This window comes from Streptomyces sp. NPDC053048 (genome assembly GCF_044547045.1).
Taxonomy (GTDB): Bacteria; Actinomycetota; Actinomycetes; order Streptomycetales; family Streptomycetaceae; genus Streptomyces.
The window spans coordinates 603,136-624,280 of sequence record NZ_JBITZS010000004.1 but is presented as its reverse complement, the minus strand read 5'-3'; the positions used below and the strand labels follow the sequence as shown (position 1 = coordinate 624,280).

General features: G+C 72.8%; 22 protein-coding genes. 13 read left to right on the top strand and 9 right to left on the bottom strand.

Going from position 1 to position 21,145, the window contains the following annotated elements:
* The first annotated feature begins 35 nt into the window (after nt 1-35).
* Nucleotides 36-1,367, top strand: coding sequence for an aminotransferase class I/II-fold pyridoxal phosphate-dependent enzyme (locus ACIG36_RS13805; RefSeq protein ID WP_399926396.1), 1,332 nt, complete (start codon nt 36-38; stop codon nt 1,365-1,367).
* On the opposite strand, the gene ACIG36_RS13800 is transcribed toward ACIG36_RS13805, so the two are convergent.
* Nucleotides 1,358-2,407, bottom strand: coding sequence for a DMT family transporter (locus ACIG36_RS13800; protein ID WP_399926394.1), 1,050 nt, complete (start codon nt 2,405-2,407; stop codon nt 1,358-1,360). The two genes, ACIG36_RS13805 and ACIG36_RS13800, sit on opposite strands and share 10 nt — an antisense overlap.
* A gap of 74 nt (nt 2,408-2,481) precedes the next feature.
* On the opposite strand from ACIG36_RS13800, the gene ACIG36_RS13795 reads away from it, so the two are divergent.
* On the top strand, nt 2,482-3,417 hold the full coding sequence (locus ACIG36_RS13795; protein ID WP_399926392.1) for a LysR family transcriptional regulator: 936 nt from the start codon (nt 2,482-2,484) through the stop codon (nt 3,415-3,417).
* Here the strand turns inward: ACIG36_RS13795 and ACIG36_RS13790 are convergent.
* Nucleotides 3,414-3,923, bottom strand: coding sequence for a pyridoxamine 5'-phosphate oxidase family protein (locus tag ACIG36_RS13790; RefSeq protein ID WP_399926390.1), 510 nt, complete (start codon nt 3,921-3,923; stop codon nt 3,414-3,416). The two genes, ACIG36_RS13795 and ACIG36_RS13790, sit on opposite strands and share 4 nt — an antisense overlap.
* A 103-nt stretch (nt 3,924-4,026) precedes the next feature.
* On the opposite strand from ACIG36_RS13790, the gene ACIG36_RS13785 reads away from it, so the two are divergent.
* Complete coding sequence (locus ACIG36_RS13785) at nt 4,027-4,680, top strand: cysteine hydrolase (RefSeq protein WP_399926388.1); 654 nt, start codon at nt 4,027-4,029, stop codon at nt 4,678-4,680.
* Between the two features lie 58 nt (nt 4,681-4,738).
* On the opposite strand, the gene ACIG36_RS13780 is transcribed toward ACIG36_RS13785, so the two are convergent.
* The 4 genes from ACIG36_RS13780 to ACIG36_RS13765 form a co-directional block, all read right to left on the bottom strand.
* Nucleotides 4,739-5,281, bottom strand: a complete 543-nt coding sequence (locus ACIG36_RS13780; protein WP_399926386.1) for a Rieske (2Fe-2S) protein — start codon at nt 5,279-5,281, stop codon at nt 4,739-4,741.
* Nucleotides 5,282-5,390: 109 nt separating this feature from the next.
* Nucleotides 5,391-5,930 (bottom strand): Pycsar system effector family protein, encoded by a 540-nt coding sequence (locus ACIG36_RS13775; protein ID WP_399926383.1) that lies wholly within the window; start codon nt 5,928-5,930, stop codon nt 5,391-5,393.
* A gap of 9 nt (nt 5,931-5,939) precedes the next feature.
* Entirely contained in the window at nt 5,940-8,141 is a 2,202-nt protein-coding gene (locus tag ACIG36_RS13770) for a hypothetical protein (RefSeq protein WP_399926380.1), read from the bottom strand.
* A 46-nt stretch (nt 8,142-8,187) separates the two neighbouring features.
* Nucleotides 8,188-8,943, bottom strand: coding sequence for a hypothetical protein (locus ACIG36_RS13765; RefSeq protein ID WP_399926378.1), 756 nt, complete (start codon nt 8,941-8,943; stop codon nt 8,188-8,190).
* Between the two features lie 263 nt (nt 8,944-9,206).
* Between ACIG36_RS13765 and ACIG36_RS13760 the strand changes: the two genes are divergently transcribed.
* The 7 genes from ACIG36_RS13760 to ACIG36_RS13730 all read left to right on the top strand — a co-directional run bounded on the left by ACIG36_RS13760 (nt 9,207) and on the right by ACIG36_RS13730 (nt 14,424).
* Nucleotides 9,207-9,953 (top strand): Crp/Fnr family transcriptional regulator, encoded by a 747-nt coding sequence (locus ACIG36_RS13760; protein ID WP_399926376.1) that lies wholly within the window; start codon nt 9,207-9,209, stop codon nt 9,951-9,953.
* Between the two features lie 122 nt (nt 9,954-10,075).
* Nucleotides 10,076-10,567 carry a hypothetical protein gene (locus ACIG36_RS13755; RefSeq protein WP_399926374.1) on the top strand — a complete coding sequence of 164 codons (492 nt, stop codon included), beginning with the start codon at nt 10,076-10,078 and terminating at the stop codon, nt 10,565-10,567.
* 203 nt (nt 10,568-10,770) lie between these two features.
* Nucleotides 10,771-11,595 carry a HipA family kinase gene (locus ACIG36_RS13750; protein WP_399926372.1) on the top strand — a complete coding sequence of 275 codons (825 nt, stop codon included), beginning with the start codon at nt 10,771-10,773 and terminating at the stop codon, nt 11,593-11,595.
* Nucleotides 11,592-11,984 carry a DUF3037 domain-containing protein gene (locus ACIG36_RS13745; RefSeq protein ID WP_399926370.1) on the top strand — a complete coding sequence of 131 codons (393 nt, stop codon included), beginning with the start codon at nt 11,592-11,594 and terminating at the stop codon, nt 11,982-11,984. Before ACIG36_RS13750 ends, ACIG36_RS13745 begins: the two co-directional genes overlap by 4 nt.
* Before the next feature lie 125 nt (nt 11,985-12,109).
* Nucleotides 12,110-12,871: a 3-oxoacyl-ACP reductase FabG gene (fabG, locus tag ACIG36_RS13740; protein ID WP_399926368.1), complete on the top strand. Its 762-nt coding sequence runs from the start codon at nt 12,110-12,112 to the stop codon at nt 12,869-12,871.
* Nucleotides 12,872-12,890: 19 nt separating this feature from the next.
* On the top strand, nt 12,891-13,652 hold the full coding sequence (locus tag ACIG36_RS13735) for an SDR family oxidoreductase (RefSeq protein ID WP_399926366.1): 762 nt from the start codon (nt 12,891-12,893) through the stop codon (nt 13,650-13,652).
* A gap of 76 nt (nt 13,653-13,728) precedes the next feature.
* Complete coding sequence (locus tag ACIG36_RS13730) at nt 13,729-14,424, top strand: uracil-DNA glycosylase (RefSeq protein ID WP_399926364.1); 696 nt, start codon at nt 13,729-13,731, stop codon at nt 14,422-14,424.
* A 113-nt stretch (nt 14,425-14,537) separates the two neighbouring features.
* Here the strand turns inward: ACIG36_RS13730 and ACIG36_RS13725 are convergent, their stop codons facing one another.
* A complete protein-coding gene (locus ACIG36_RS13725; protein ID WP_399926362.1) occupies nt 14,538-15,233 on the bottom strand; it encodes a hypothetical protein in 696 nt (231 codons plus the stop codon).
* Nucleotides 15,234-15,328: 95 nt separating this feature from the next.
* Entirely contained in the window at nt 15,329-15,952 is a 624-nt protein-coding gene (locus ACIG36_RS13720; RefSeq protein WP_399926360.1) for a TetR/AcrR family transcriptional regulator, read from the bottom strand.
* Nucleotides 15,953-16,022: 70 nt separating this feature from the next.
* Here ACIG36_RS13720 and ACIG36_RS13715 point away from each other — a divergent pair, with 70 nt between their 5' ends.
* Nucleotides 16,023-17,204, top strand: a complete 1,182-nt coding sequence (locus tag ACIG36_RS13715; RefSeq protein ID WP_399926358.1) for an FAD-dependent monooxygenase — start codon at nt 16,023-16,025, stop codon at nt 17,202-17,204.
* A gap of 34 nt (nt 17,205-17,238) precedes the next feature.
* Nucleotides 17,239-18,144, top strand: coding sequence for a Gfo/Idh/MocA family protein (locus ACIG36_RS13710; RefSeq protein WP_399926356.1), 906 nt, complete (start codon nt 17,239-17,241; stop codon nt 18,142-18,144).
* Here ACIG36_RS13710 and lnt read toward each other — a convergent pair.
* Entirely contained in the window at nt 18,116-19,687 is a 1,572-nt protein-coding gene (gene lnt / locus ACIG36_RS13705; RefSeq protein WP_399926354.1) for an apolipoprotein N-acyltransferase, read from the bottom strand. The genes ACIG36_RS13710 and lnt overlap by 29 nt on opposite strands.
* 590 nt (nt 19,688-20,277) lie before the next feature.
* On the opposite strand from lnt, the gene ACIG36_RS13700 reads away from it, so the two are divergent.
* Nucleotides 20,278-21,144, top strand: coding sequence for a methyltransferase domain-containing protein (locus tag ACIG36_RS13700; protein ID WP_399926352.1), 867 nt, complete (start codon nt 20,278-20,280; stop codon nt 21,142-21,144).
* The last annotated feature ends 1 nt before the right edge of the window (nt 21,145 follow it).

Sequence of the window (21,145 nt, the reverse complement as noted above, 5' to 3'; positions counted from 1 at the left end):
TGCGTTCTCCATTGCACTAGTGCATAGTGTTGTTTGTGCTAGGAGAGTATCGGATCGAGGGTCGTCGCGCAGCGGAGATTTCCGCGAGCGTGGAACGAGCGGTCGGCGAGGGCATGCTGGCCCCCGGTGAACTGCTGCCGCCCCTGCGCGAGTTGGCGGTCGAGCTGGGCGTCAATCCCAACACCGTCGCGGCCGCCTACCGCACCCTGCGCGACCGCGGAGTGATCGAGACGGCGGGACGGCGGGGGAGCCGGGTGCGGCAGCGCCCGGCCAGCACGCCCCGCGAACTGCTGCGCGTCGAGGCGCCCGAAGGGGGCCGGGACGTCGCGAGCGGCAATCCCGATCCGGCGCTGCTGCCCCCGCTGGACGAGGCGCTCGCCGCTGCCGCCCGCAAGGCCCGGCGTGGGCCCGTGCTGTACGGGGCCCCGGCTGTGGACACCGAGCTGGAGCGGCTGGCCCGTGCCGCCTTCACGGAGGAGGGTGTACCCGACGGGCCCATCGCGCTCACCTCCGGCGCGCTGGACGGCATCGAGCGGGTGCTGAGCGCGCATCTGCGTCCCGGGGACGCCGTGGCCGTCGAGGATCCGGGCTGGGGCAGTCTGCTGGATCTGATCCCCGCGCTCGGGCTGCGGGCCGTGCCCGTCGCCGTCGACGACGACGGCCCCCTGCCGGAGGACGCCGACCGGGCGCTGCGCGAGGGCGCGCGGGCGCTGGTCGTCACCGACCGGGCGCAGAACCCCACGGGAGCCGCCATCGGCGAGGCGCGCGCGCGTGAGCTGCGCGCCGTGCTCGCCGGCCACCCCCAGGTCCTGCTCGTCGAGGACGACCACGGTCACGGCATCGTCGACCTGCCCCTGCGCCCCCTGGCCGGGGTCACCACGCACTGGGCGCTGGTGCGTTCCGTCGCCAAGGCCTACGGGCCCGACCTGCGCCTCGCGGTGCTCACGGGCGACGCGGTGACCGTGGACCGGGTACTGGGGCGGCAGCGCCTGGGGCAGGGATGGGTGAGCCATGTGCTGCAGGACGCCGTGCTGCACCTGTGGCGGAGCGGGGCCGTCGACCCGGTGGCGGTGGCGGCCTCGTACTCGCGGCGCCGGGACGCCCTGGTGGGGGCGCTGCGGGAGCGGGGGATCGCCGCGCACGGCCGCAGCGGGATGAATGTGTGGCTGCCGGTGCCGGACGAGACGGGGGCGGTGGCACGGCTGTTGCGGGCGGGCTGGGCCGTGGCGCCGGGGGCGCGCTTCCGGCTCGCCTCGCCGCCGGGGGTGCGGCTGACCGTCTCGTCACTGTCCATGGACGAGATAGGGACGGTCGCGGACGCGCTGGCGTCCGCGACCGTCCCGGTGCCCTCGGGGCGTTACGACTGAGTGGCCCCGGCCCGGGGGCTGCCCGGCCTGGTGGTGTCGGGCCGGGTGGTGTCCGGCCTGGGGTTGCCGGGCCGCACGCCCTCGGCGGTGGCCGGCTTCGACCCGGCTGCGGTACGCGAGGCCTTCGGGCCGCCGCCCCGGCTCTGGGTGAGCGCGGCGCCGGCCAGGACGATCACCGCCCCTACCGGGGTGTTCCAGGTGAGGTCCTCGCCCAGGAGGCTGACGCCCGCCGTGGCCGCGATGACCGGGATGAAGTACGTCGTCATGGTGGCCGTCGTCGGCCCGACCTCGGCCACCAGCGCGTACTGCATCAGGAAGGCGAGGCCCGTGCCCAGGGCACCCAGCGCCAGGACGGCCAGCAGCGGCACGACGGGGAAGGAGGTCGGCAGCGGGCTGAACAGCGGTGCGGCCACGGCGAGCTGGGCGGTGCCCAGCAGCAGCTGGGTGCCGGACTTCGCCAGGTGCGAGTCCTCGGTGTCCGACAGCGTGCGCCGGACGTAGATCCAGCCGACGGCGTAGCTGGCCGAGGCGATCAGCGCCATCAGAGTGCCCTCGGGGTCCTGCCCGGAGAACCCCTGCCAGGCGCCGAGCACAATGAGGACACCGATGAAGCCCAGCCCCAGTCCGGCGAAGCGGCGCCGCGTCGGCCGGTCCTCGGAGAGCGCCACCAGGGAGAGCACCATGCCCCACAGCGGAGTGGTGGCATTGCAGATGCCGGCCAGCGTGCTGGAGATGGTCAGCTCGGCATAGGCGAAGAGCGTGAACGGCAGCGCGTTGCACAGGAAGGCCGCGACGGCCAGGTGTGCCCACGTGCGGCCCCCGCGCGGCAGCCGCTGCCGGGTGACCAGCAGCATCACCAGCAGGACGGCCGCACCGAAGAACATCCGGCCGAAGGAGACGTACGGCGGTGCGTAGCCGTCGTTGCCGACCTTGATGAACAGGAAGCTGAAGCCCCAGATGAGGGAGAGGACACCGAAACGGATCCGCCAGTCGACGGCGGATCCGGGGGAGTTGGGACGGGAGGTGGCAGGGGTGCGCATGATGACTACGATGCGCGTGCATACGCATTAGAACAAGCAAATAAAATTACGCACCATCCCGTAGCATCGCTTACATGTTGAACCTGGAGCGCCTGCGCACCCTCAACGCCGTCGCCCGCCACGGCTCGGTCAGCGCCGCGGCCGGCGGGCTGCACGTGACGACCTCGGCCGTCTCCCAGCAACTGGCCAAGCTGGAGAGGGAGACCGGCCAGCAGCTGCTCGCCAAGAACGGCCGCGGAGTGCGCCTCACGGACGCCGGACGGCTGCTCGCCGAGCACGCCTCGCGCATCCTCTCCCAGGTGGAGCTGGCCCAGGCCGACCTCGAGGCCCAGCAGGGCCGGGCCGTCGGCGAGCTCCTGGTCGGCGCCTTCCCCACCGCCGCCCGCGGCCTGTTCCCCGCCGCCCTCGCCACGCTGCGCGACGCCCACCCGCAACTGCGCGCCCGGTTGGAGGAGATGGAGCAGGACGAGGCCGTGCCCCGCGTGGTGCGCGGCGACATCGACCTCGCCGTCGTCCTCGACTGGTACAACAAGCCGCTGCCCGTCCCGGACGAGCTGTCCAAGGCGCCCCTGCTGGACGACCCCGTCGACGTCGCCGTCCCCGCCGGCCACCCCCTCGCGGACCGGGAGCATGTGGCGCTGGAGGACTTCGCGGACGACGAGTGGATCTCCTGGCCCAAGGGCGAGTTCTGCCACGACTGGCTGATGCTCACGCTGCGCGGCAAGGGCGTCGAGCCCCGCATCTCGCACATGGCCGAGGAGCACCACACCCAGCTGGCGCTGGTCGCCGCCGGACTGGGCATCGCCGTCGCGCCACGGCTGGGGCGGGGCCCGGTGCCGGAAGGGGTGCGCGTCGTGCCCGTACGGCACACCATGTGCCGCCACGTATACGCGATCTGGCGCACGGACGCGGGCCGCAGGCCCTCGATCCGCGCCGCGGTCGACGCGCTGCGCGCGGCCGGCGCGGCGGTCGCGGGTGCGGCCGTCGCCGGTACGGAACGGGCGGTCTAGCCGGCGCCCTGGTCCGTGCCCCGGCCGCCCGCTCCCGGGAAGCCCGCGGCCGTCTTCCGGAAGTCCCACGAGACCACTCGCTCCGGCTCCAGCCGCAGCCAGGCGTGCCGGCCGTCGTGCGGCATGCTCTCCAGGGCGAAGTACTTGGCGGCGAACAGCCGCTCCACCGCCTCGAGCTCCGGGCACGCCCCACCCACGCGCGGCGCCTCGCCGACCGGCACGGCCGGGCCCGACAGCTCGGCCCCGCGCAACTCCCCGTACACGTGACCGTCGTCGATCACGACCGCCGCACGCGGGTCGCGCCGCAGGTCGCTCCACCGCCGGCTGCGGACGAGGGAGTACATCCACAGTGCCGTTCCGTCCCACACGAACCACAACGGGCCGGCGTGCGGGCGCCCGCCGGGGCCGGTCGTCGCCACCCGGCAGACGCGCTGCCCGGCGAGGAAGGCGTCCAGTTCCCGCGGCGTCATCATGATGCGGCGACCCCGCCGCTGCGTGCCGGTCATGGCGCACCCCTCCCGCTGTAGCCGACCGATGTAGCTGACTAGGCGTCAGAAAGCATGGGCCCTCTTCCCCCGCCGCGCAATGCCAGCTAGCCTCACGCCCACCATGGCGCCGCAGGACCAGCCGGCCGAGGAGTTCGACCCGGCGACCACCGTGCTGCTGACCGTCGAGTGCCAGCGCGGCGTCGTCGGCCCCGACAGCGCCCTGCCCGAGCTCGCCGCCGTCGCCCGCGCCTCCGGCGCCCTCGTCAACGTCGCACGGCTCGTCGCCGGGGCCCACCAAGCCGGCGTCCAGGTCATGCACGCCATCGCCGAGCGCCGCCCCGACGGCCGCGGCGCGGGCCGCAACGCCCACCTCTTCCGCGCCGCCGAACGCCTGCCCGTCCAGCAGCTGACCGGCACCCTGGCCGTGCGGGTCGCCGACCCCATCCCGGTCGGGGACGGCGACCTGGTCGTACGGCGGCTGCACGGCCTCTCACCGCTGGCCGGCACCGGGGTGGACGCCCTGCTGCGCAACCTCGGTTGCCGCACCCTGGTCGTCACCGGCGTCTCGGCCAACGTGGCGATCCCGAACACGGTCTTCGACGCCGTCAACCTCGGCTACACGGCCGTCGTCCCCTCCGACGCCATCGCCGGAGTGCCCGCCGACTACACGGCGGCCATGGTCCGCCACACCCTCTCCCTCGTGGCCACCCTCACCACGACCGACTCCCTGCTGCGCGCCTGGCGCGGGCGGAGGCGGCCGCGGCGGGAGGGCTGAGGGCCCGGCACGGTCGGCCGGGCAGGCAGGCAGGGCGCGGCGGACCTGGCGCCCGGGATCAGCCCAGGGTGAGCGAGTCCCCGTTCACCGACACCTGCCGCGCCGCGAGCGGCTTCTGGGCCGGGCCGCCACGTACGCTGCCGTCGGCCACGGAGAACCGGCTCTTGTGGCACAGACAGTTGATGGTCCCGTCCGACACCTCCTTCACCAGGCAGCCCTGGTGCGTGCACACCGCCGAGAACGCCTTGAACTCACCCTTCGACGGCTGGGTGACCACCACCTTCTGCTCCGCGAAGACCTTGCCGCCGCCCTCCGGGATGTCCGACGTCCTGGCCAGGGCCGCCCCGGCCCCCGTCCGGGCGTCCTTGCCGGCCGGCTCCTTCCCCGCGGAGCCCTCCGGCTTCTCGCCGGAGCCGGAGCCGGAGCCAGAACCGGAGTTGGAATCACCGGATCCGCCGCACGCGGCGAGCAGCGCGGCGAGTCCGGCGACCCCGGCCGTCGCGACGACGGTGCGGCGGGTCGTGCCGGACGGAGAGGCCGAGGAGGGGGCGGAGGAGGGGGCCGAAGAGGAGGCCGACGGGGAGGCTGTGGAACGGGTCATGATCGATCCTTTGCTGTATCCGGTGGGGTTCAGCTGGGTCGACACCTCATACGGACCGGCGGCCCTCGGCGTTCAACCGCCGCGCGACTCCTGCCCCGGATCCGGTGGTTCACCCCGCCATCAGGGCGGCCATGGGAATGAGCAGGATCGCGGTGATGTGGCACAACGCGCCCGCGTGGACGCAGCGGTGCTTGACGGTGGCGATGCGGGCGACGGCGCCGAGTTCGTCGATCAGGGGGGTGAGGGGATCCCGGGCGGTGTCGGCGAGTGCCTGGCGCAGCGCGCGGGCGTCGGGTGCCCGGCGGATGTCGGCGAAGTAGGCGAGCGGGTGTCCTTGCCGCCACGGGCTGCGCAGACGGCGGGGGATGATGGCGGCGAGCAGGAGGAGCAGGGCGGCGGCCCAGGCCGCGCACCCGGTCCACCACAGTGCTTGGGCGGGGGCGGACAGGGCGACGGGGTGCCAGGGGCGGCCGACGAGCACGGTGACGGTGATGCCGGCGGACGCGGCCGCCACGGTGAGGAGGGCGGCCGCCTTGGTATCGGCCTGGCCGATCTCCTTCCGGGTCTCCGCCAGGAGCCGGAGTGCGAGGTCGGTGGTGATGTCGGTCGGCGGGGAGGGCGGGGCCGCCGGGGGGCGGACTGCTGTCATGGGGGCTGCCTAGGGGGTGAGGAGACGGGCGTCGTCGGGCCGGCCCGAGGCGGCGGCGGTCTCCTGTACGAGGAGACGCAGCCTTTCGCTGTCGTCGTGATCGACCGTGAGCTCGGGCAACAGCCGCTCCGCCAGGTAGCGGCGTGAGGGCTCGTGTGTCCTGGCGCTTGCCAGCCAGGTGTGCAGCAACTCCCGGACGTCGTCGGCACTGTCCGGGGCGTTCAGCGCTTCGGCCCACAGATCGCGGACCTGGTCGCGGGTCCGTCGCGGTACACCGGGCCGGTCGTCGGCCAGGAGGGCGAGGAGGGAGACGCCCAGCAGCGTGTCCTTGTCGGTGTCGGTGTCGGCATCGGTGTCGGCGGCGTGGTTGGCACGCAGGAACAGCGTGAGGCCCAGGCGTTGCCACCGTGCCTCGTCTTCCCCACCTTCCTCGCTCTCCTCGTCGGCTTCGCCGGTGCCGAACACCCAGGAGTGCAGGTGCTGGGTCACCGTCCGGACGGCGGTCGCGTCACCGACCTCGGCGATCCACCACAACGCGTCGCCGCACTCGCCGAGCAGGTCCAGCCCGTCGTCCTCGCCCTCGTCCTCGCCCTCGCCCTCGTCCTGGTCCTCGTCCTCGTCCTCGGCTCCGGCCGTGGGGTCCGGCATGGCTCGCAGCGCGTTCTCGATGACGGTCAGCGCCTCGACGGGCGCGCGGGCGCCGAGCGTGTCGGTGCGGGTGCTGTAGGCGTGGACCGCCGTCCAGCACAGCTCCGGCTCCGGGCCGTCGCTCCAGTCGGCGAGCACCTCGTGCACGTCGTCGGCCGACGCGCCGTACTCCGCCAGGTGGCTCATCGCCGTGGCGGCGATGCGGCGGGCCGACTCGTTCGGGGACATCGCCCACACGGCCAGCAGGTCGTCCGGGACGCCGGGGAAGTCCACCAGGCCGAGCAGCATCGCCCCCTCCGCCAGGGCGTCCCCCGCCGGCAGGACCAGACTCGGCGGGACCGGGCTGTCCTCGTCGTCGTGCGCCAGCGAATCCAGCCACTCGGTCAACGGACCACGGGTCTCGGGATGCTGCCACCAGACCTGCCCCAGCACGTGCAGGCGGTCGTCCTCGTCGTGCATGCGGACCACCGGCCGCTCGGCGCCGTCGAACCGTGTCCCGGCGGGCTCCGCCAGGAAGGCATGCGCCAGCCCCAGCAGCCTGCTCATCCGGTCGGGGTCGAACACCGGGTGCCCGACAGGCGCGCCGGGTCGCTCGACGGCGTACAACCCTTCCGCGAGCCGGTCACCGCACTGGATCAGCAGCGGATACGGCGCGGGGCCCAGGACCGCGAGGGCGATCAGGAACGCCTTGTCCCACAACGCGACATCCGGATCGCCCAGGGCGGACGCGACCCGGCGCCGGTCGGCCTCGGTGTCGAAGTGCTCCAGCTCCGCCTCCGACACCGCGCCACGCCGGTAGTCGGCCAGGAGCCGGGCGTACGCGGGGCATTCGCGTGGCACCGGGGGCGAGGCCAGGAAGCGGTGGGTCGCCTCCAGATCCATCAGCTCCGTGCCGAAGGCGCGGTAGTCGTCGTCGCCGAGCAGCGACTCGAGGTGCCGGGCGAGCACGTCGCGCGGCGGAGCCGGCTCCCAGTCCACCGGCTCCACGCCGCCGAGCCGGACGTTGTGGTCGACGACGAGGACGAGGTACTGCTCGTTCTCGAGCAGCCGGGACGCCGTCGTCTCCAGAGCGCCACGGGTCAGCACGCGGCCTTGTGACGCGACGGGCAGGATGAAGCCGCCCGTCCGGGATTGCCGGTCGGGGATCCTCTCCGGTTCCGTCGTCTCGGCCAGCCGGTACACATCGGTGCCGGCCACCTCGGCGAGCATCCTGGCAGCGGCGGTGGAGCGGCCGGTTCCGGGCTGTCCGCGCAGCACCACGTAACGCTGCGCGAGCAGTTGCTCGAGCGCCGTCCCGTGGTGCGGACCGGGTACGTACACGCGCCGCAGCTGCTCCAGCCGGTCCACGGGCACCCGGCCCGCCTGCGGCAGCGCGGAGCCGGCGGGCGCGTAGTAGTGGTGATGCTGTGCCGCGGCGTGGAAGTTGTTGGTCAGCGTGCCGACATGGCCACCGCTGACCTGGGCTCCCTTGACCTTGTGCGACGGGTCTCCGGGGCCGGCCACGGCCCGCTGCCGTCTGCGCTGCGCCAGGGAACGACGCCCCGGGTTCTGCTGTCGGTCCATGCTGTGGTCTCCTGCGGCCTCTGTCTCCTCTGTACCCTCTGTCTCCTCAGCCGTTGAAGTTGTTGGTGAGGGTGTCGACGTGGCCGCCGCTGACCTGGGCTCCCTTGACGTTGACCACGCCCGCGCCGCCCGGCGCCGCCGGGTCCGTCCGTGGCGACGTTCTCGCGGGCCGGGCGCCCGCATCCGGTGCCGCCTCGGACGGTCCGGACCCCTGCCCCCGTCTCTCCGGTGCGTAGAGCCAGCCGGTCAGCACCCGGCTGCCGTTCTTGGCCGGGACGACGACCTGTCCGAACGCCTCCCGGTCGATGCCCTTGTGCCCCGGCCACACCGCGTCGTCGTACACGGTCTCCGAGACGCACAGGACGAAGTCGGTCCCCGGTCCGGCCCCGCGCAGGGACGATCTGAGCGGGTCGCTGTCGAGCAGCCGGAAGGCCGAGTTGAGGGCGGAGCCGACCACATCGTTCTCGTCCTCGACGACCGTGCCCCGGTGCAGCACGGTCCGCAGCCGGACGGGGGCGCCGTGGCCGTGGTTCTGCCGGCGGTGGGCCAGCTCCTCGGGCAGCGTGATCAGTAACTGCCGTAACAGCGCGGGCAGCCGGACGGCCGGGTCCACCAGGACGAACAGCCCGTCACCCCGGTACTCCGTGCGGCACTCGGCCTCATCGGCGCCCGACTGCTCGAGCAGTGCGCCCACGACCTCGTACAAGGTCTGCCGGATCGCCTGCTGACCGGCGTCGTGATGGCGCTGCGAGTCCTCGATGTCGAACAGGAGCATGGTCCGCCGGGCCGGTACGCCCATCATCAAACAACCTCCGTGACGCAAAGCCGCCGTGCTTGGCCAGGGTGAAAGGCCCATGGGAGCGGGCCGGTTGGTGCTGAACTCGCGTTCGGTACTTGTGTTCGGTTCAGGATGCCGGACGGCAGGCCCCGAAGACCATGACGGATGGCGTGTTCGATCCACTGATATGTGATCGATTCCGGGGGAGGATCGGCGGGGAGCGGCCGCCGCCGAACGGACCGGTCCCTTCGCGCATCGCACCGGGAGCACGGCAAACGGAGGGACAGATGGAGCGCACCTTCACCGACCGGCACGCCTACGTCGACCGGCTCGACGAGCAGGCCCGTCGGCGACTGCTCGCGATGGGAACGGCCAGAACCTACGAATCCGGCGACGTGTTGCTCCACGAGGACGACACCTCCCGCCACGTCCTCCTCGTCCGCGAGGGCTACCTGAAGATCACCCTCTCCGCCGGCAACGGACGGAGGATCCTGCTGGCCCTGCGCGGCCCCGGCAGCGTCGTCGGGGAACTCGCCGCCATCGACGGCCGTCCCCGCCTGGCCCGCGTCACCGCCGCCGACGCGGTACGAGCGGTGTCCATCCCCGCCGACGACTTCGTGTGCTACCTGCGGGACACCCCGGGCGCCGCCCTCGCCCTGCTCGGCACGGTCGCCGACCGGCTGCGTACCTCCGACCACCGCCGACTGGACGCGGCCGCCCACACCGTCCAACGGCGCCTGGCCCTGCTCCTGCTCGATCTCAGCCCGGATCACCGCGAGGTCTCACCGGTCCGTCCGATCCCGCTCTCCCAGTCCGAACTCGCCGACCACCTCGGCACCTCCCTGCGTTCCGTCGCCCGCGCCCTGGAGCGACTGCGTGCCGACGGCGCCGTGGCCACCCGGCGCCGCGGCATCACGGTCCTGTCGCGTGAAGCCCTGACGGATGCCGCATACGACGACGGCGATCCCCATCGCCCCTTCCGGCCGTCCCGGCCGTCACGACTGTCCCGACCGCGAACGCGCCACTTGTCGTAGTGGCCCCTGTCCTCCCACCGGCACGCTGCGAATGCGCCGGTGCCACGGCATCGCACCAACGGCGCACGCAACACCCCGAACCCCAGCCACAGGCCCTGCCTGTGCGGACGATGGAGGACAGCATGAAGCGAACCGGAAGGCAGCGCGCGGTTCTCGCGCTGGCAGCACTGGCACTGGCGGGCTCCACGGTCGCCACCACGGCAGCCACCGCTTCCGCCGCGCCCTCGGCGGAGACGACGATCAGCCGCACGACCGCCGCCCCGCCGAGGGCCGACGACATGGCCCTCCCCGCCAATTCGTCGCTCTACCGCGGCGGCTACATGAGAGCGAACAACACCAAGATCATCCTCCAGGACGACGGAAACCTGGTGCTCTACTGCGGGAGCTCGGCGATGTGGCAGGCGTCCAACGCCTGGCCCAACGGCCACCGGGCGACCATGCAGGGCGACGGGAACTTCGTCGTCTACGACGCCGGTGGCCGTGCCCTCTGGGCATCCGGCACCGCCGGCAACCCGGGTGCCTACCTCCAGGTCCAGAGCGACGGCAACCTGGTGATCTACCGCCCCGGCGGTCAGCCGATCTGGGCCACCGACACCGGCGGCCGCTGCTCCTGAGGCCCACCATGACGAGCGCCCTGTGCACGCGGGAGTGCACAGGGCGTCTCCATGTCCTGGGGTGTCACGTTCGGTGCTCGTCGGCCCATCGGTCACCCCTGGGTCAACTCCTCACCCACGGTCACGCTCGGTTACTATCCCGGGGAGCCCTGTTTGGAGTGGATCATGAATTGCAACGCAATCGAGCCGGGGAGCGTCGGAGCATGCTGAGGGAGGCCACTGCCACCCGCTACGTCACGCCCTTGCGTGAGGGCGGCTCGCTTCCCGGCATCGTCGAAGCCGACGATCTGGGCACCTACGTCATGAAATTCACCGGCGCCGGTCAGGGCCGCAAGACCCTCGTGGCCGAGGTGATCTGCGGGCAGCTGGGGCGCCGGCTCGGACTGCGCGTGCCGGAGCTGGCCGCCCTCGAGCTGGACCCGGTCATCGGCCGGGGCGAGCCCGACCCCGAGGTGCAGTCGCTGCTCAAGGCCAGCGGCGGGCTCAACCTCGGCATGGACTTCCTTCCCGGAGCCCTCGGTTTCGACCCGCTCGCCTTCGAGACCGACCCCGCCGAGGCCGGGCGCGTGGTGTGGTTCGACGCCCTGATCAACAACGTCGACCGGTCCTGGCGCAATCCCAACCTGCTGGTCTGGCACGGCCGGATGTGGCTCATCGACCACGGCGCCACCATGATCTGGCACCACAACTGGCCGAGCGCGGCCGCCGCGGCCGGCAAGCCGTACGACGCCTCCGACCATGTGCTCGCCACCTTCGCCCCCGACATCGCCGGCGCGGCCGCCGAGCTCGCCCCCAAGGTCACCGAGGATCTGCTTGCCGAGGCAGCCGCCGACGTGCCCGACGAGTGGCTCGTGGACGAGCCGGGCTTCGACAGCCCGGACGCCCTGCGCCGGGCGTACGTCGAGGTGCTCCTCGAACGCGCCGCCGTCATCGGCGACCGCATCACCGTCGGCGAGCGCACCGCCGACAAACCCTCGCAGGCGCCGGAGTGGGTGCGTGTCAGGCTGAACGGAAAGGCCCCGCAGTGACCCGGCACAACGGACGCGACGTCTTCGAGTACGCGCTGCTGCGCGTCGTCCCCCGCGTCGAGCGCGGTGAGCAGATCAACGCCGGGATCGTCGTCTACTGCCAGGCGAAGTCCTACGTGGCGGCCCGCGTCCACCTGGACGAGGCCCGGCTGCTGGCCCTCGACCCGGCGGCGGACGTCGCCGGCGTACGGGCCGCCCTGCACGCCGTCGAGGGTGTCTGCGCGGGCGGCGAGCGCGCCGGCCAGGCCGCCTGCGACGACGCCGGGCGGCGCTTCCGCTGGCTGATCGCGCCGCGCAGCACGGTCGTCCAGCCCGGACCGGTGCACACCGGGCTGACCGCCGATCCCGAGGGCGAGTCGGAACGCCTCCTCGACCTGCTGGTGAGGTGAGCGGCGGGAGGCGTTGACAGCGGGTGGCGCGGCTTCTAGCGTCTGATCGTCGGACGCTACTAAGCGGTTGCTCACCTGCTGCTTCCCCGCGGCGGGGAGCCGCCTTCCAGGTGAGGAGAACCCGCATGTCCACCACCGAGCAGCGCGTGGCCCTTGTCACGGGCGCGGCCCGCGGCATCGGCGCCGCGACCGCCGTGCGCCTGGCCGCGGAGGGCCGCGCGGTCGCCGTGCTCGACCTCGACGAGGCGGCCTGCGCCGACACCGTCGAGAAGATCACGGCGGCCGGGGGCCGGGCGCTGGCCGTCGGCTGCGACGTCTCCGACTCCGCCCAGGTGGACGCCGCCGTCGCCCGCGTCGCGGCCGAGCTGGGCCCGCCGGTCATCCTCGTCAACAACGCGGGCGTGCTCCGCGACAACCTGCTGTTCAAGATGAGCGACGCCGACTGGGACACCGTCATGAACGTCCACCTGCGCGGTTCGTTCCTGACGTCCCGTGCCTGCCAGAAGCACATGGTGGACGCCGGCTTCGGCCGCATCGTCAACCTCTCCAGCAGCTCGGCCCTCGGCAACCGCGGCCAGGCCAACTACGCCGCCGCCAAGGCCGGCCTGCAGGGCTTCACCAAGACCCTCGCCAAGGAGCTCGGCAAGTTCGGCATCACCGCCAACTCCGTCGCCCCCGGCTTCATCGCCACCGAGATGACCGCCGCCACCGCCGAGCGGGTCGGCATGGGCTTCGAGGAGTTCAAGGCCGCCGCGGCCACCCAGATCCCGGTCCAGCGCGTCGGTGAACCCGAGGACATCGCCCACGCCGTCGCCTTCTTCACCGGCGACCTGGCCGGCTACGTCTCCGGCCAGGTCCTGTACGTGGCCGGCGGCCCGCTCAACTGACGGAAAGGGGCAAGGACACATGAACGCTCAGGAGCAGGAGCTCACCGGAAGAGTCGCCCTCGTCACCGGCGCCAGCCGCGGCATCGGCTACGGGATCGCCGAGGCCCTGGTGGCCCGCGGCGCGCGGGTCGTCATCACCGGCCGCAACGAGGACGCCCTCAAGGAGGCCGTCGAACGGCTCGGTGCCGACCGGGCGGTCGGCGTGGCGGGCAAGGCGCACGACGAGGCCCATCAGGCCGTGGCCGTCGAGCGCGCCATGGAGGCCTTCGGCCGCGTGGACCACCTCGTCAACAACGCCGGGACGAACCCGGTCTTCGGCCCCATCGCCGACCTCGACCTGGCGGTGGCTCGCAAGGTCTTCGAGACCAACGTCGTCTCGGCGCTCGGCTTCGCCCAGCGCACCTGGCACGCCTGGCAGAAGGACAACGGCGGGTCGATCCTCAACATCGCCTCCATCGCCGGGGTCACCGCCTCGCCCTTCATCGGCGCGTACGGCATGAGCAAGGCCGCCATGGTCAACCTCACCCTCCAGCTCGCCCACGAGTTCGCGCCCGGGGTGCGGGTCAACGCGATCGCCCCGGCCGTGGTGAAGACCAAGTTCGCCGCTGCCATCTACGAGGGCCGGGAACAGGAGGCCGCGGCCGCCTACCCGCTCGGCCGGCTGGGCGTGCCGGAGGACATCGGGGGCGCGGCGGCGTTCCTGCTGTCCGACGCCGCCGGGTGGATCACGGGGCAGACCCTCGTCGTGGACGGCGGGATCTTCCTCAACGCCGGGGTCTGAGGACCGGGCGAGGGCGTTGTCAGTGGTCGCCGGTAAGTTCTCCTCCCGAGAACGGAACGAACCCGGAGGTTGCCACGTGACCGTCACCGACATGCTGCCCGAGTCCTGGCGCGCTGTCCTCGGCGAGGAGCTGGAGAAGCCCTACTTCAAGGAGCTCACCGACTTCGTCGAGGACGAGCGGACGAAGGCGCCGGTGTACCCGCCGCGCGGGGAGGTCTTCGCGGCCCTGGAGGCCACCCCCTTCGAGCGGGTGAAGGTCCTCATCCTCGGCCAGGACCCGTACCACGGCGCCGGCCAGGGACACGGCCTGTGCTTCTCGGTCCGCCCCGGCGTCAAGACGCCGCCCTCGCTGCGCAACATCTACAAGGAGATGCGCGAGGAGCTCGGCTACGACGTCCCCGACAACGGCTACCTGATGCCGTGGGCCGAGCAGGGCGTCCTGCTGCTCAACGCGGTCCTCACGGTCCGCGGCGGCGAGCCCAACTCCCACAAGGGCAAGGGCTGGGAGAAGTTCACCGATGCGGTCATCCGCGCCGTGGCCACCCGGCCGGACCCGGCGGTCTTCGTGCTCTGGGGCAACTACGCGCAGAAGAAGCTGCCCCTCATCGACGAGGAGCGCCACGTCGTGGTCAAGGGTGCCCACCCGTCGCCCCTGTCGGCGAAGAGGTTCTTCGGCAGCCGCCCCTTCACGCAGATCAACGAGGCGGTCGCGGGCCAGGGTCACGAGCCGATCGACTGGCGGCTCCCGGACCTCGCCGACGTCGCGATCTGACCTGGACTGCCATCTGATTCGGCTCGCCGGTTGACCGGCCGCGGCGCGTGCTCCGGTGGGGGCGGGGCGCGCGGGCGGTCGGTCCTCATCGGCGGTTCAGTGGTCGTCGGCGCTCAGCGGTCGTAGACCTGGTGGCAGATCCGCGACGCGTCCCCGTGCTTCTCCCACTTGCCATAGGTGTCGCCCATGGCGCAGACGTTACGGCCGTTGCGGCCGCGCGGTGCCGGGGCGGCCGGTACGGGCGCCTCCTGGCGAGAGGCCTCCTGGCGGGGGGCCTCGTGGCGCGGTGCCTCGCGGCGTTCCTCCGGCGCGGGCCGGGGTTCGACGCGCCGGGACTTGGGCGGCGGCGCCTGGCGCTGCGGCGCGGGCTCCGCCGGCGCCTCCCGGGCAGCGGGGGCGGCGGCCGAGGCGGGTGGGGGAGCGGCCTGGCGGGGGGAGCCGGGGCGTTCGGGGCGCCGGGCAGGCCCGTCGCGTTCCGGGACCTCGCCCGGCTCGAGGGGGGTCCTGCCGTCGGGCCCGGCCGGGTCGCGGTCGGGGTACCAGGGGGGATCCCACGGCCGGATCGGGTCCGGATCCGTCGAAGGATCCCGGGTCAGGGCCGGTGAGGGCGTCACCGGGGCCACGGCCCGGCCGCGCGCCGGGTGGTCCCCGATGGTGACCAGGGACTCGCGGGCGGGGCCGGGACCTGCCTCGGGGGCGGCGGGGCGCGCGAGGTGGTGCGGGCCGGAACGGTCGGCGGACGGGGAGACGGACACACAGCCGACGGCGGCCGACATCGCCACCGCCACCAGGACCGCCGCTGCGGGCATTCGGTGCACCCGCCCAACCCTGGTAGCCGACACGGCCGGTTGTGAACACCTCGAGGGGGTGATGCGGGATCATCCCCCTTGCCGCGCGCTGCCGTTCACGCCGTCGCCCCCGATCCGCGCCCTGGGCGCGGTCCGAGCATGCTCCGCAACAACTCGCCGACTCCTGCGCGCAGTTCTTCCTCGTCCGGGACCTCGGCGTGGTATTGCCCGGCGGCACACGAGAACATCATCCCCTCGTACCACGCGATCAGGGACAGTGCGTGTCGCTGCGGCGCGGCCGACCCCGCCGCCGTCATCAGCGCGACGAGCGGATCGCGGAAGCCCCGCCCCGCCGCGTCGTAGATCTCCCGCAGTTCGGGCCGCCGTGTGGCCTCCAGCGCCAGCTCGTAGCGGGCCAGCAGGAGGTCCCGGTGCCCGGTCAGCGAGCGGTGCAGCGCGAGCGCGAGCGCACCGGTCATGGCGTCCAGTCCGTCTGCCGGGTCCGGCATCTTCCGGAGCCCCAGCATCTGCGCCTCGCGCGCCACCAGTCGTTGTACCGCCGCCTCGAGGAGTGCGGCGCGGGTGCGTGCGTGGTTGGACGTCGAGCCCTGCGGCAGCCCCGCGGCCTCGTCCACGGCGCGGTGGGTCAGCCCCCGCATCCCGCGCTCGGCGAGCAGGGCGAGAGCGGTGTCGGCGATGAGCTCGGGGCGGGAGGTGCGGGCGGGGCGTTCCTGGGGCATGGGCCCAACCTAGTCGATCCACTACAGCCGTAGTAGCCTGACACTACGCCTGTAGTGACGAGGAGGAGTCATGGAACAGCCCCGTGCCGTGGTGATCGGTGCCGGAATCGGAGGGCTCACCGCCGCGGTCGCCCTGCACCGCAGGGGCTGGCACGTCACCGTGCTCGAGCGCGCGGCGAGCCTCGAACCCGTCGGCGCGGGCATATCCCTCGCCCCCAACGCCCAGCGCGCCCTCGACGTCATCGGCCTCGGCGACGACGTCCGCGCGCTGGTCGCCTGGCAGGGTGACGCCGGCGTGCGGGTACCGAGCGGCCGCTGGCTCACCCGTATCAACAGCGCAGCGGCGGCCCGGCGCTTCGGCGGCTCCATGGTCCTCCTGCACCGCGCCACGCTCGTCGCTCTCCTCGCGTCCCACCTGCCCGAGCAGGCCGTGCGCACCGGCATCGCCGCCACGCCGGCCGATCCCGGCGCGTCCGGCCGTCCCGCCAGGATCACCACGCCCGACGGCGACATCGAAGCCGACCTCGTCGTCGCGGCCGACGGCATCAACTCGGCCGCCCGTCGCGTCCTCTTCCCCGCCCACCCGGGCCCCGTGTACAGCGGCTTCACCACCTGGCGGGTCGTCGTCCCCGCCCTCGAGCGCCCCTTCGCACCGCACGAGACCTGGGGCCGCGGCCGGCTGTGGGGCACCCAGCCCATGAAGGACGGACGGATCTACGCCTACGCCTCGGCCACTGTCCCCGCCGGCAGCCGGGCGCCCGACGACGAGAAGGCCGAACTGCTGCGCCTCTTCGGCACCTGGCACCACCCGGTTCCCGGCATCCTCGCCGCCGTCGAGCCCGAGGACGTCCTGCGCAACGACGTCCACTTCATGGCCGAACCACTGCCCGCCTACCACCGCGGGCGCACCGCCCTCATCGGCGACGCCGCCCACGCCATGACCCCCAACCTCGGGCAGGGCGGCAACCAGGCCATCGAGGACGCCATCGTCCTCGCCCATCACGCGGACCCCGGCCGGACGGACCTCGCGCCCGCGCTGGCCGCCTACACCCGCGACCGGCTGCCCCGCACCATGACGGTCGTACGCCGCTCGGCCGGCGCCGCCCGCGCCGCCATGCTCGCCGGCGCCCCCGCGACCGTCCTGCGCAACACCGCGCTGACCGCCGTCAGCCGCCTCGCCCCGCAACTGATGCTGCGCGGCTTCGACGGCATCGCCGACTGGCGGCCACCCGTGCGCACGTATGCTGCCTAGGCAGACAGCGACGGGCGTGACAGGGGAGGCACCAGTGAAGGTCGGTTGCATCGGGCTCGGCGACATCGCGCAGAAGGCGTACCTGCCCGTGCTCACCGCCCGGCCGGGCCTCGAGCTCCACCTGCAGACGCGCACGCCGGCCACCCTGCACCGGGTGGCGGACACCCACCACGTGCCCGGCGACCGGCGCCACACCGACCTCGACTCCCTGCTCGCGGCCGGGCTCGACGCGGCGTTCGTCCACGCCCCCACCGACACCCACCCCGCGATCGTCACCCGCCTCCTGGAGGCGGGCGTGCCGGTCTACGTCGACAAGCCGCTCGCCTACACCCTGAGCGAGAGCGAGCGGCTGGTCCGCCTGGCCCGGGAACGCGAGGTGTCCCTGGCCGTCGGCTTCAACCGCCGCTACGCGCCCGGGTACGCCCAGTGCCTGGACCACCCGCGCGACCTGATCCTGATGCAGAAGAACCGCGTCGGCCTCGCCGAGGACGCCCGCACCCTCGTCCTCGACGACTTCATCCACGTCGTCGACACCCTGCGCTTCCTCGCGCCGGGCCCCGCCGACCACATCGACGTACGGGCGAAGGTGCGCGACGGCCTCGTCCACCACGTGGTCCTGCAGCTCTCCGGCGACGGCTTCACCGCCATCGGCACCATGAACCGCATGAGCGGCTCCACCGAGGAGATCCTCGAGGTCTCCGGACAGGACACCAAGCGCCAGGTCCTCAACCTCGCCGAGGTGATCGACCACAAGGGTCAGCCGACCGTCCGCCGCCGCGGCGACTGGGTCCCGGTGGCCCGTCAGCGGGGCATCGAGCAGGTCGCGACCGCCTTCCTCGACGCGGTCCGGGAGGGCCGTACCCTCGACGCCGAGGACGCGCTGCGTACCCACGAGCTGTGCGAACGGATCGTCACTCTCGTTCAGCAGCAGGCTGCTTGACGGACGACTTCCCGGCGGACCGCCGCCACATCCCGCGCAGGCCCTCGGCGGAGCAGTAGACCAGCAGGATCGCCGGCGCGGCGTACAGCGCCCAGTCGCCGGTGCGCACGTACGGGCTCGTGCCGCGCGCCAGCGGGACCTCGTGGACCGCGGCCGCGCTGCTGTCCGTGCCCAACTGCCCGCCGGTCGTCCGGCCGCGCGCGTCCACGACGGTGCTCACCCCGGTCAGCGTGGCGTGCACCATGGGCCGCCAGGTCTCGGCCGCCCGCAGCGCGGCCAGCGAGGCGTGCTGCTCCGGGGCCCAGCTGTGCTGGAACGTCGACGTCGCCGACTGGGCGACCAGCAACTGGGCCCCGTCCCGCACCAGTCGCCGGCTCATGTCGGGGAACGCCGACTCGAAGCACACCAGCGGACCGATCCGCAGCCCGCCGCTCGCCTCCGGCAGCCGCATCACCACCGGCCTGTCGCCGCGCCTGCGGTCCTCGGCCGCCGCCTTGCCCACGGAGGTGACCCAGCCCAGGAGCGAGCGCGCCGGGACGTACTCGCCGAAGGGCACCAGCCGCATCTTGTCGTAGCGTTCGCCGGTCGGGCCGCCCGGCCCGACCAGCACCGAGCTCTTGAAGATGCCGGGCCGGTCCGACCGGCGGGCGTCCACATTGACCAGCAGGTCCGCGCCGACCGTACGGGACAGCGTGGCCAGCCGCGCCCGCAGGTCGGGCCGGTGCTCCAGGTCCTGGCCCACGCTGCTCTCGCCCCAGACCACCAGGTCCAGCCGCTGCCCGGCCAGCTGCCGGGTGAGCTCCTCCTCGCGGTCGAAGCGCCGCTGCGGGCTCCCGGGCCCCTCGATCACGCCCGGCTGGACGACCGCGACGCGCGCCGTGCCCGCCGGCCCGGGTACGGGCGCCCACGCCCAGACCCAGCCGATCACCACTCCGCAGCCGAGCAGGCCCCCCAGGGCGGTCCGGCGGGCCCGGGGTGCCGAAATCAGCGCGGCCAGCGCCACGTTGACGGCCACCAGCCAGAAGCCGACCAGCCACACCCCGCCCACCGATGCCAGCCGCAGCGCCGGGGCCACCTGCCACTGCCCGGCACCCAGCAGCCCCCACGGACCGCCCAAGTACTCCCAGGACCGCACGAGTTCGGCCAGCAGCCACCCCGAGGGCAGCACGAACAACGCCGCCACCACGCGCCCGGGTCCCGGAGACCCGGCCAGCAGCCGGTGCGCCAGCAGCCCCCACGGCACCCACAACAGCCCCAGCAGTGCCGCCAGTACCAGAATGAAGACATGCAGACTCGGCAGCAGCCAGTGGTGCACCGCCAGCAGGAACCCCGCACCGCCCAGCCAGCCCAGCAGTGCGGCGCCGCGACCGGTCGTGGCCGAACGCAGCAGAAGCAGCCAGGGGACGAGTGCGACGTATCCCAGCCACCACAGCGAGGGCTCGGGAAAGGTCAGCGCGGGCAGCGCGCCCGCCACGACCGCCGCGACCCCGCGCCACCAGGCCGCGGCGCGCGGCCGTTCCCGTCGCCGGGCCGACACCCTCATGCGCGCCTCCCTTGCTCCTGGCCGGTCACCAGTGTGCGCCAGTGGGGCGTCCGGACACAGGGGTAGGTCATCGCGACACGCTGCGATGTGCTGTGATGCGCGTCAGGGGCGCGAATGGCACATGCCTGGCGCCCCCTCGCTCGTCCGCACACCACGCCCGGCAGCGTTATCCGGCCATGTAGCGGGCGGCTGGATTCCGGCCTGTCGGGAGGCCAAAACCCCGACAACAGTGCGCAAGTTTCAGTCTTTCTGGTCGCCAAGTAAGGCAAAAATGACTGATTTTGATCTAAGGTGAAACGGAATGATCGTCGACGTGCACGTCAGAAAGGCCCACGCCGGTACGTAACGTGGGTTATCGCTGACCCGGCGTGGGCAGGTACCGGGCAAAACTGGACAGGAACGCTGGTCGTTAGTCGCTGGGGGGCGGCGTGACACGCACGCGTGATCGAATGACGATTCCGTCGGCGGAGGCCGACCGCCTCCAGAGCCGACCGCCCCGACCGCCCAGCCCGTCCATCCACCGACAGCCGATGTCCCGGAGGGAACCCATGGACCATCTTGTTGCGGAAGTGACCGCAGGTGCCGAAGCGGTGCGTGATGAGACCCAGGTGCCTTCGTACTACTCGCGCAAGACCACGGACATCCTGCATAAGTACGGCCCAGGGCCGCGGGTGCATTTCCACGTCGGACTGTTCGACGCCGGTGCCTCCCCCAACACCACCGTCTCCCAACGCATGCTCAGGCGCCGCCTCTTCGAGTCCCAGGAAGCCGCCCTCGCCCACGCGGCCCACGCCTGGGGCGTACCGGACAGCCCACCGTCCCAGCTCTTCGACATCGGCTGCGGCCTGGGCGGCGGATCCATCTACTGGGCCCAGGAGTACGGCTGCTCGGTCACCGCCATCACGGTGACCGCCAAGCACGTCCCCGTGATGGCCGACCTCGTCCGGCAGGCCGGAGTGGAGGACCTGGTCACCCCGGTCCTCGGCGACATCCACGACCTGCGTGAAGAACAGACGTACGACGCGGCCGTGGCGATCGAGAGCTCGGGATACATGGACCGCGAACGACTCTTCTCGGTGGTGGCCAAGGCCCTCAAGCCGGGCGGCTGGTTCGGCATCCAGGAGCACTTCCTGTGCCGCGGCGAGTGGACGAGCTTCATCGACGGCTACTACAAGACCCGCCTGGGCACCCTGCCCGAGTACATCGCCGCCGCCGACGCCGCGGGATTCACCCTGGAACAGGACGAGGACCTGACCGACCGCGTGGCCGAATTCTGGGTCCAGTCCATGGCCTGGACCACGGCCGAACTCGACCGCGTCGAACGCACGGGCGCGGCCTCCCCGATCTCCGCCGACCGCCTGATGGAATCGGCGCTCGCCCACAGCAAGCTGTTCCGCGTCTGGCGCGACCACGCCGTCGAGACCCGGCAGCTCCTCTTCCGGCTGGAAGGACGGTGAC

Excerpts from the sequence above, each read along its gene's own strand:
- ACIG36_RS13800 (WP_399926394.1), bottom strand. The coding sequence starts at position 2,407 with ATGCGCACCCCTGCCACCTCCCGTCCCAACTCCCCCGGATCCGCCGTC.
- ACIG36_RS13795 (WP_399926392.1), top strand. The coding sequence starts at position 2,482 with ATGTTGAACCTGGAGCGCCTGCGCACCCTCAACGCCGTCGCCCGCCAC.
- ACIG36_RS13790 (WP_399926390.1), bottom strand. The coding sequence starts at position 3,923 with ATGACCGGCACGCAGCGGCGGGGTCGCCGCATCATGATGACGCCGCGG.
- ACIG36_RS13785 (WP_399926388.1), top strand. The coding sequence starts at position 4,027 with ATGGCGCCGCAGGACCAGCCGGCCGAGGAGTTCGACCCGGCGACCACC.
- ACIG36_RS13780 (WP_399926386.1), bottom strand. The coding sequence starts at position 5,281 with ATGACCCGTTCCACAGCCTCCCCGTCGGCCTCCTCTTCGGCCCCCTCC.
- ACIG36_RS13775 (WP_399926383.1), bottom strand. The coding sequence starts at position 5,930 with ATGACAGCAGTCCGCCCCCCGGCGGCCCCGCCCTCCCCGCCGACCGAC.
- ACIG36_RS13770 (WP_399926380.1), bottom strand. The coding sequence starts at position 8,141 with ATGGACCGACAGCAGAACCCGGGGCGTCGTTCCCTGGCGCAGCGCAGA.
- ACIG36_RS13765 (WP_399926378.1), bottom strand. The coding sequence starts at position 8,943 with ATGATGGGCGTACCGGCCCGGCGGACCATGCTCCTGTTCGACATCGAG.
- ACIG36_RS13760 (WP_399926376.1), top strand. The coding sequence starts at position 9,207 with ATGGAGCGCACCTTCACCGACCGGCACGCCTACGTCGACCGGCTCGAC.
- ACIG36_RS13755 (WP_399926374.1), top strand. The coding sequence starts at position 10,076 with ATGAAGCGAACCGGAAGGCAGCGCGCGGTTCTCGCGCTGGCAGCACTG.
- ACIG36_RS13750 (WP_399926372.1), top strand. The coding sequence starts at position 10,771 with ATGCTGAGGGAGGCCACTGCCACCCGCTACGTCACGCCCTTGCGTGAG.
- fabG (WP_399926368.1), top strand. The coding sequence starts at position 12,110 with ATGTCCACCACCGAGCAGCGCGTGGCCCTTGTCACGGGCGCGGCCCGC.
- ACIG36_RS13735 (WP_399926366.1), top strand. The coding sequence starts at position 12,891 with ATGAACGCTCAGGAGCAGGAGCTCACCGGAAGAGTCGCCCTCGTCACC.
- ACIG36_RS13725 (WP_399926362.1), bottom strand. The coding sequence starts at position 15,233 with ATGCCCGCAGCGGCGGTCCTGGTGGCGGTGGCGATGTCGGCCGCCGTC.
- ACIG36_RS13720 (WP_399926360.1), bottom strand. The coding sequence starts at position 15,952 with ATGCCCCAGGAACGCCCCGCCCGCACCTCCCGCCCCGAGCTCATCGCC.
- ACIG36_RS13715 (WP_399926358.1), top strand. The coding sequence starts at position 16,023 with ATGGAACAGCCCCGTGCCGTGGTGATCGGTGCCGGAATCGGAGGGCTC.
- lnt (WP_399926354.1), bottom strand. The coding sequence starts at position 19,687 with ATGAGGGTGTCGGCCCGGCGACGGGAACGGCCGCGCGCCGCGGCCTGG.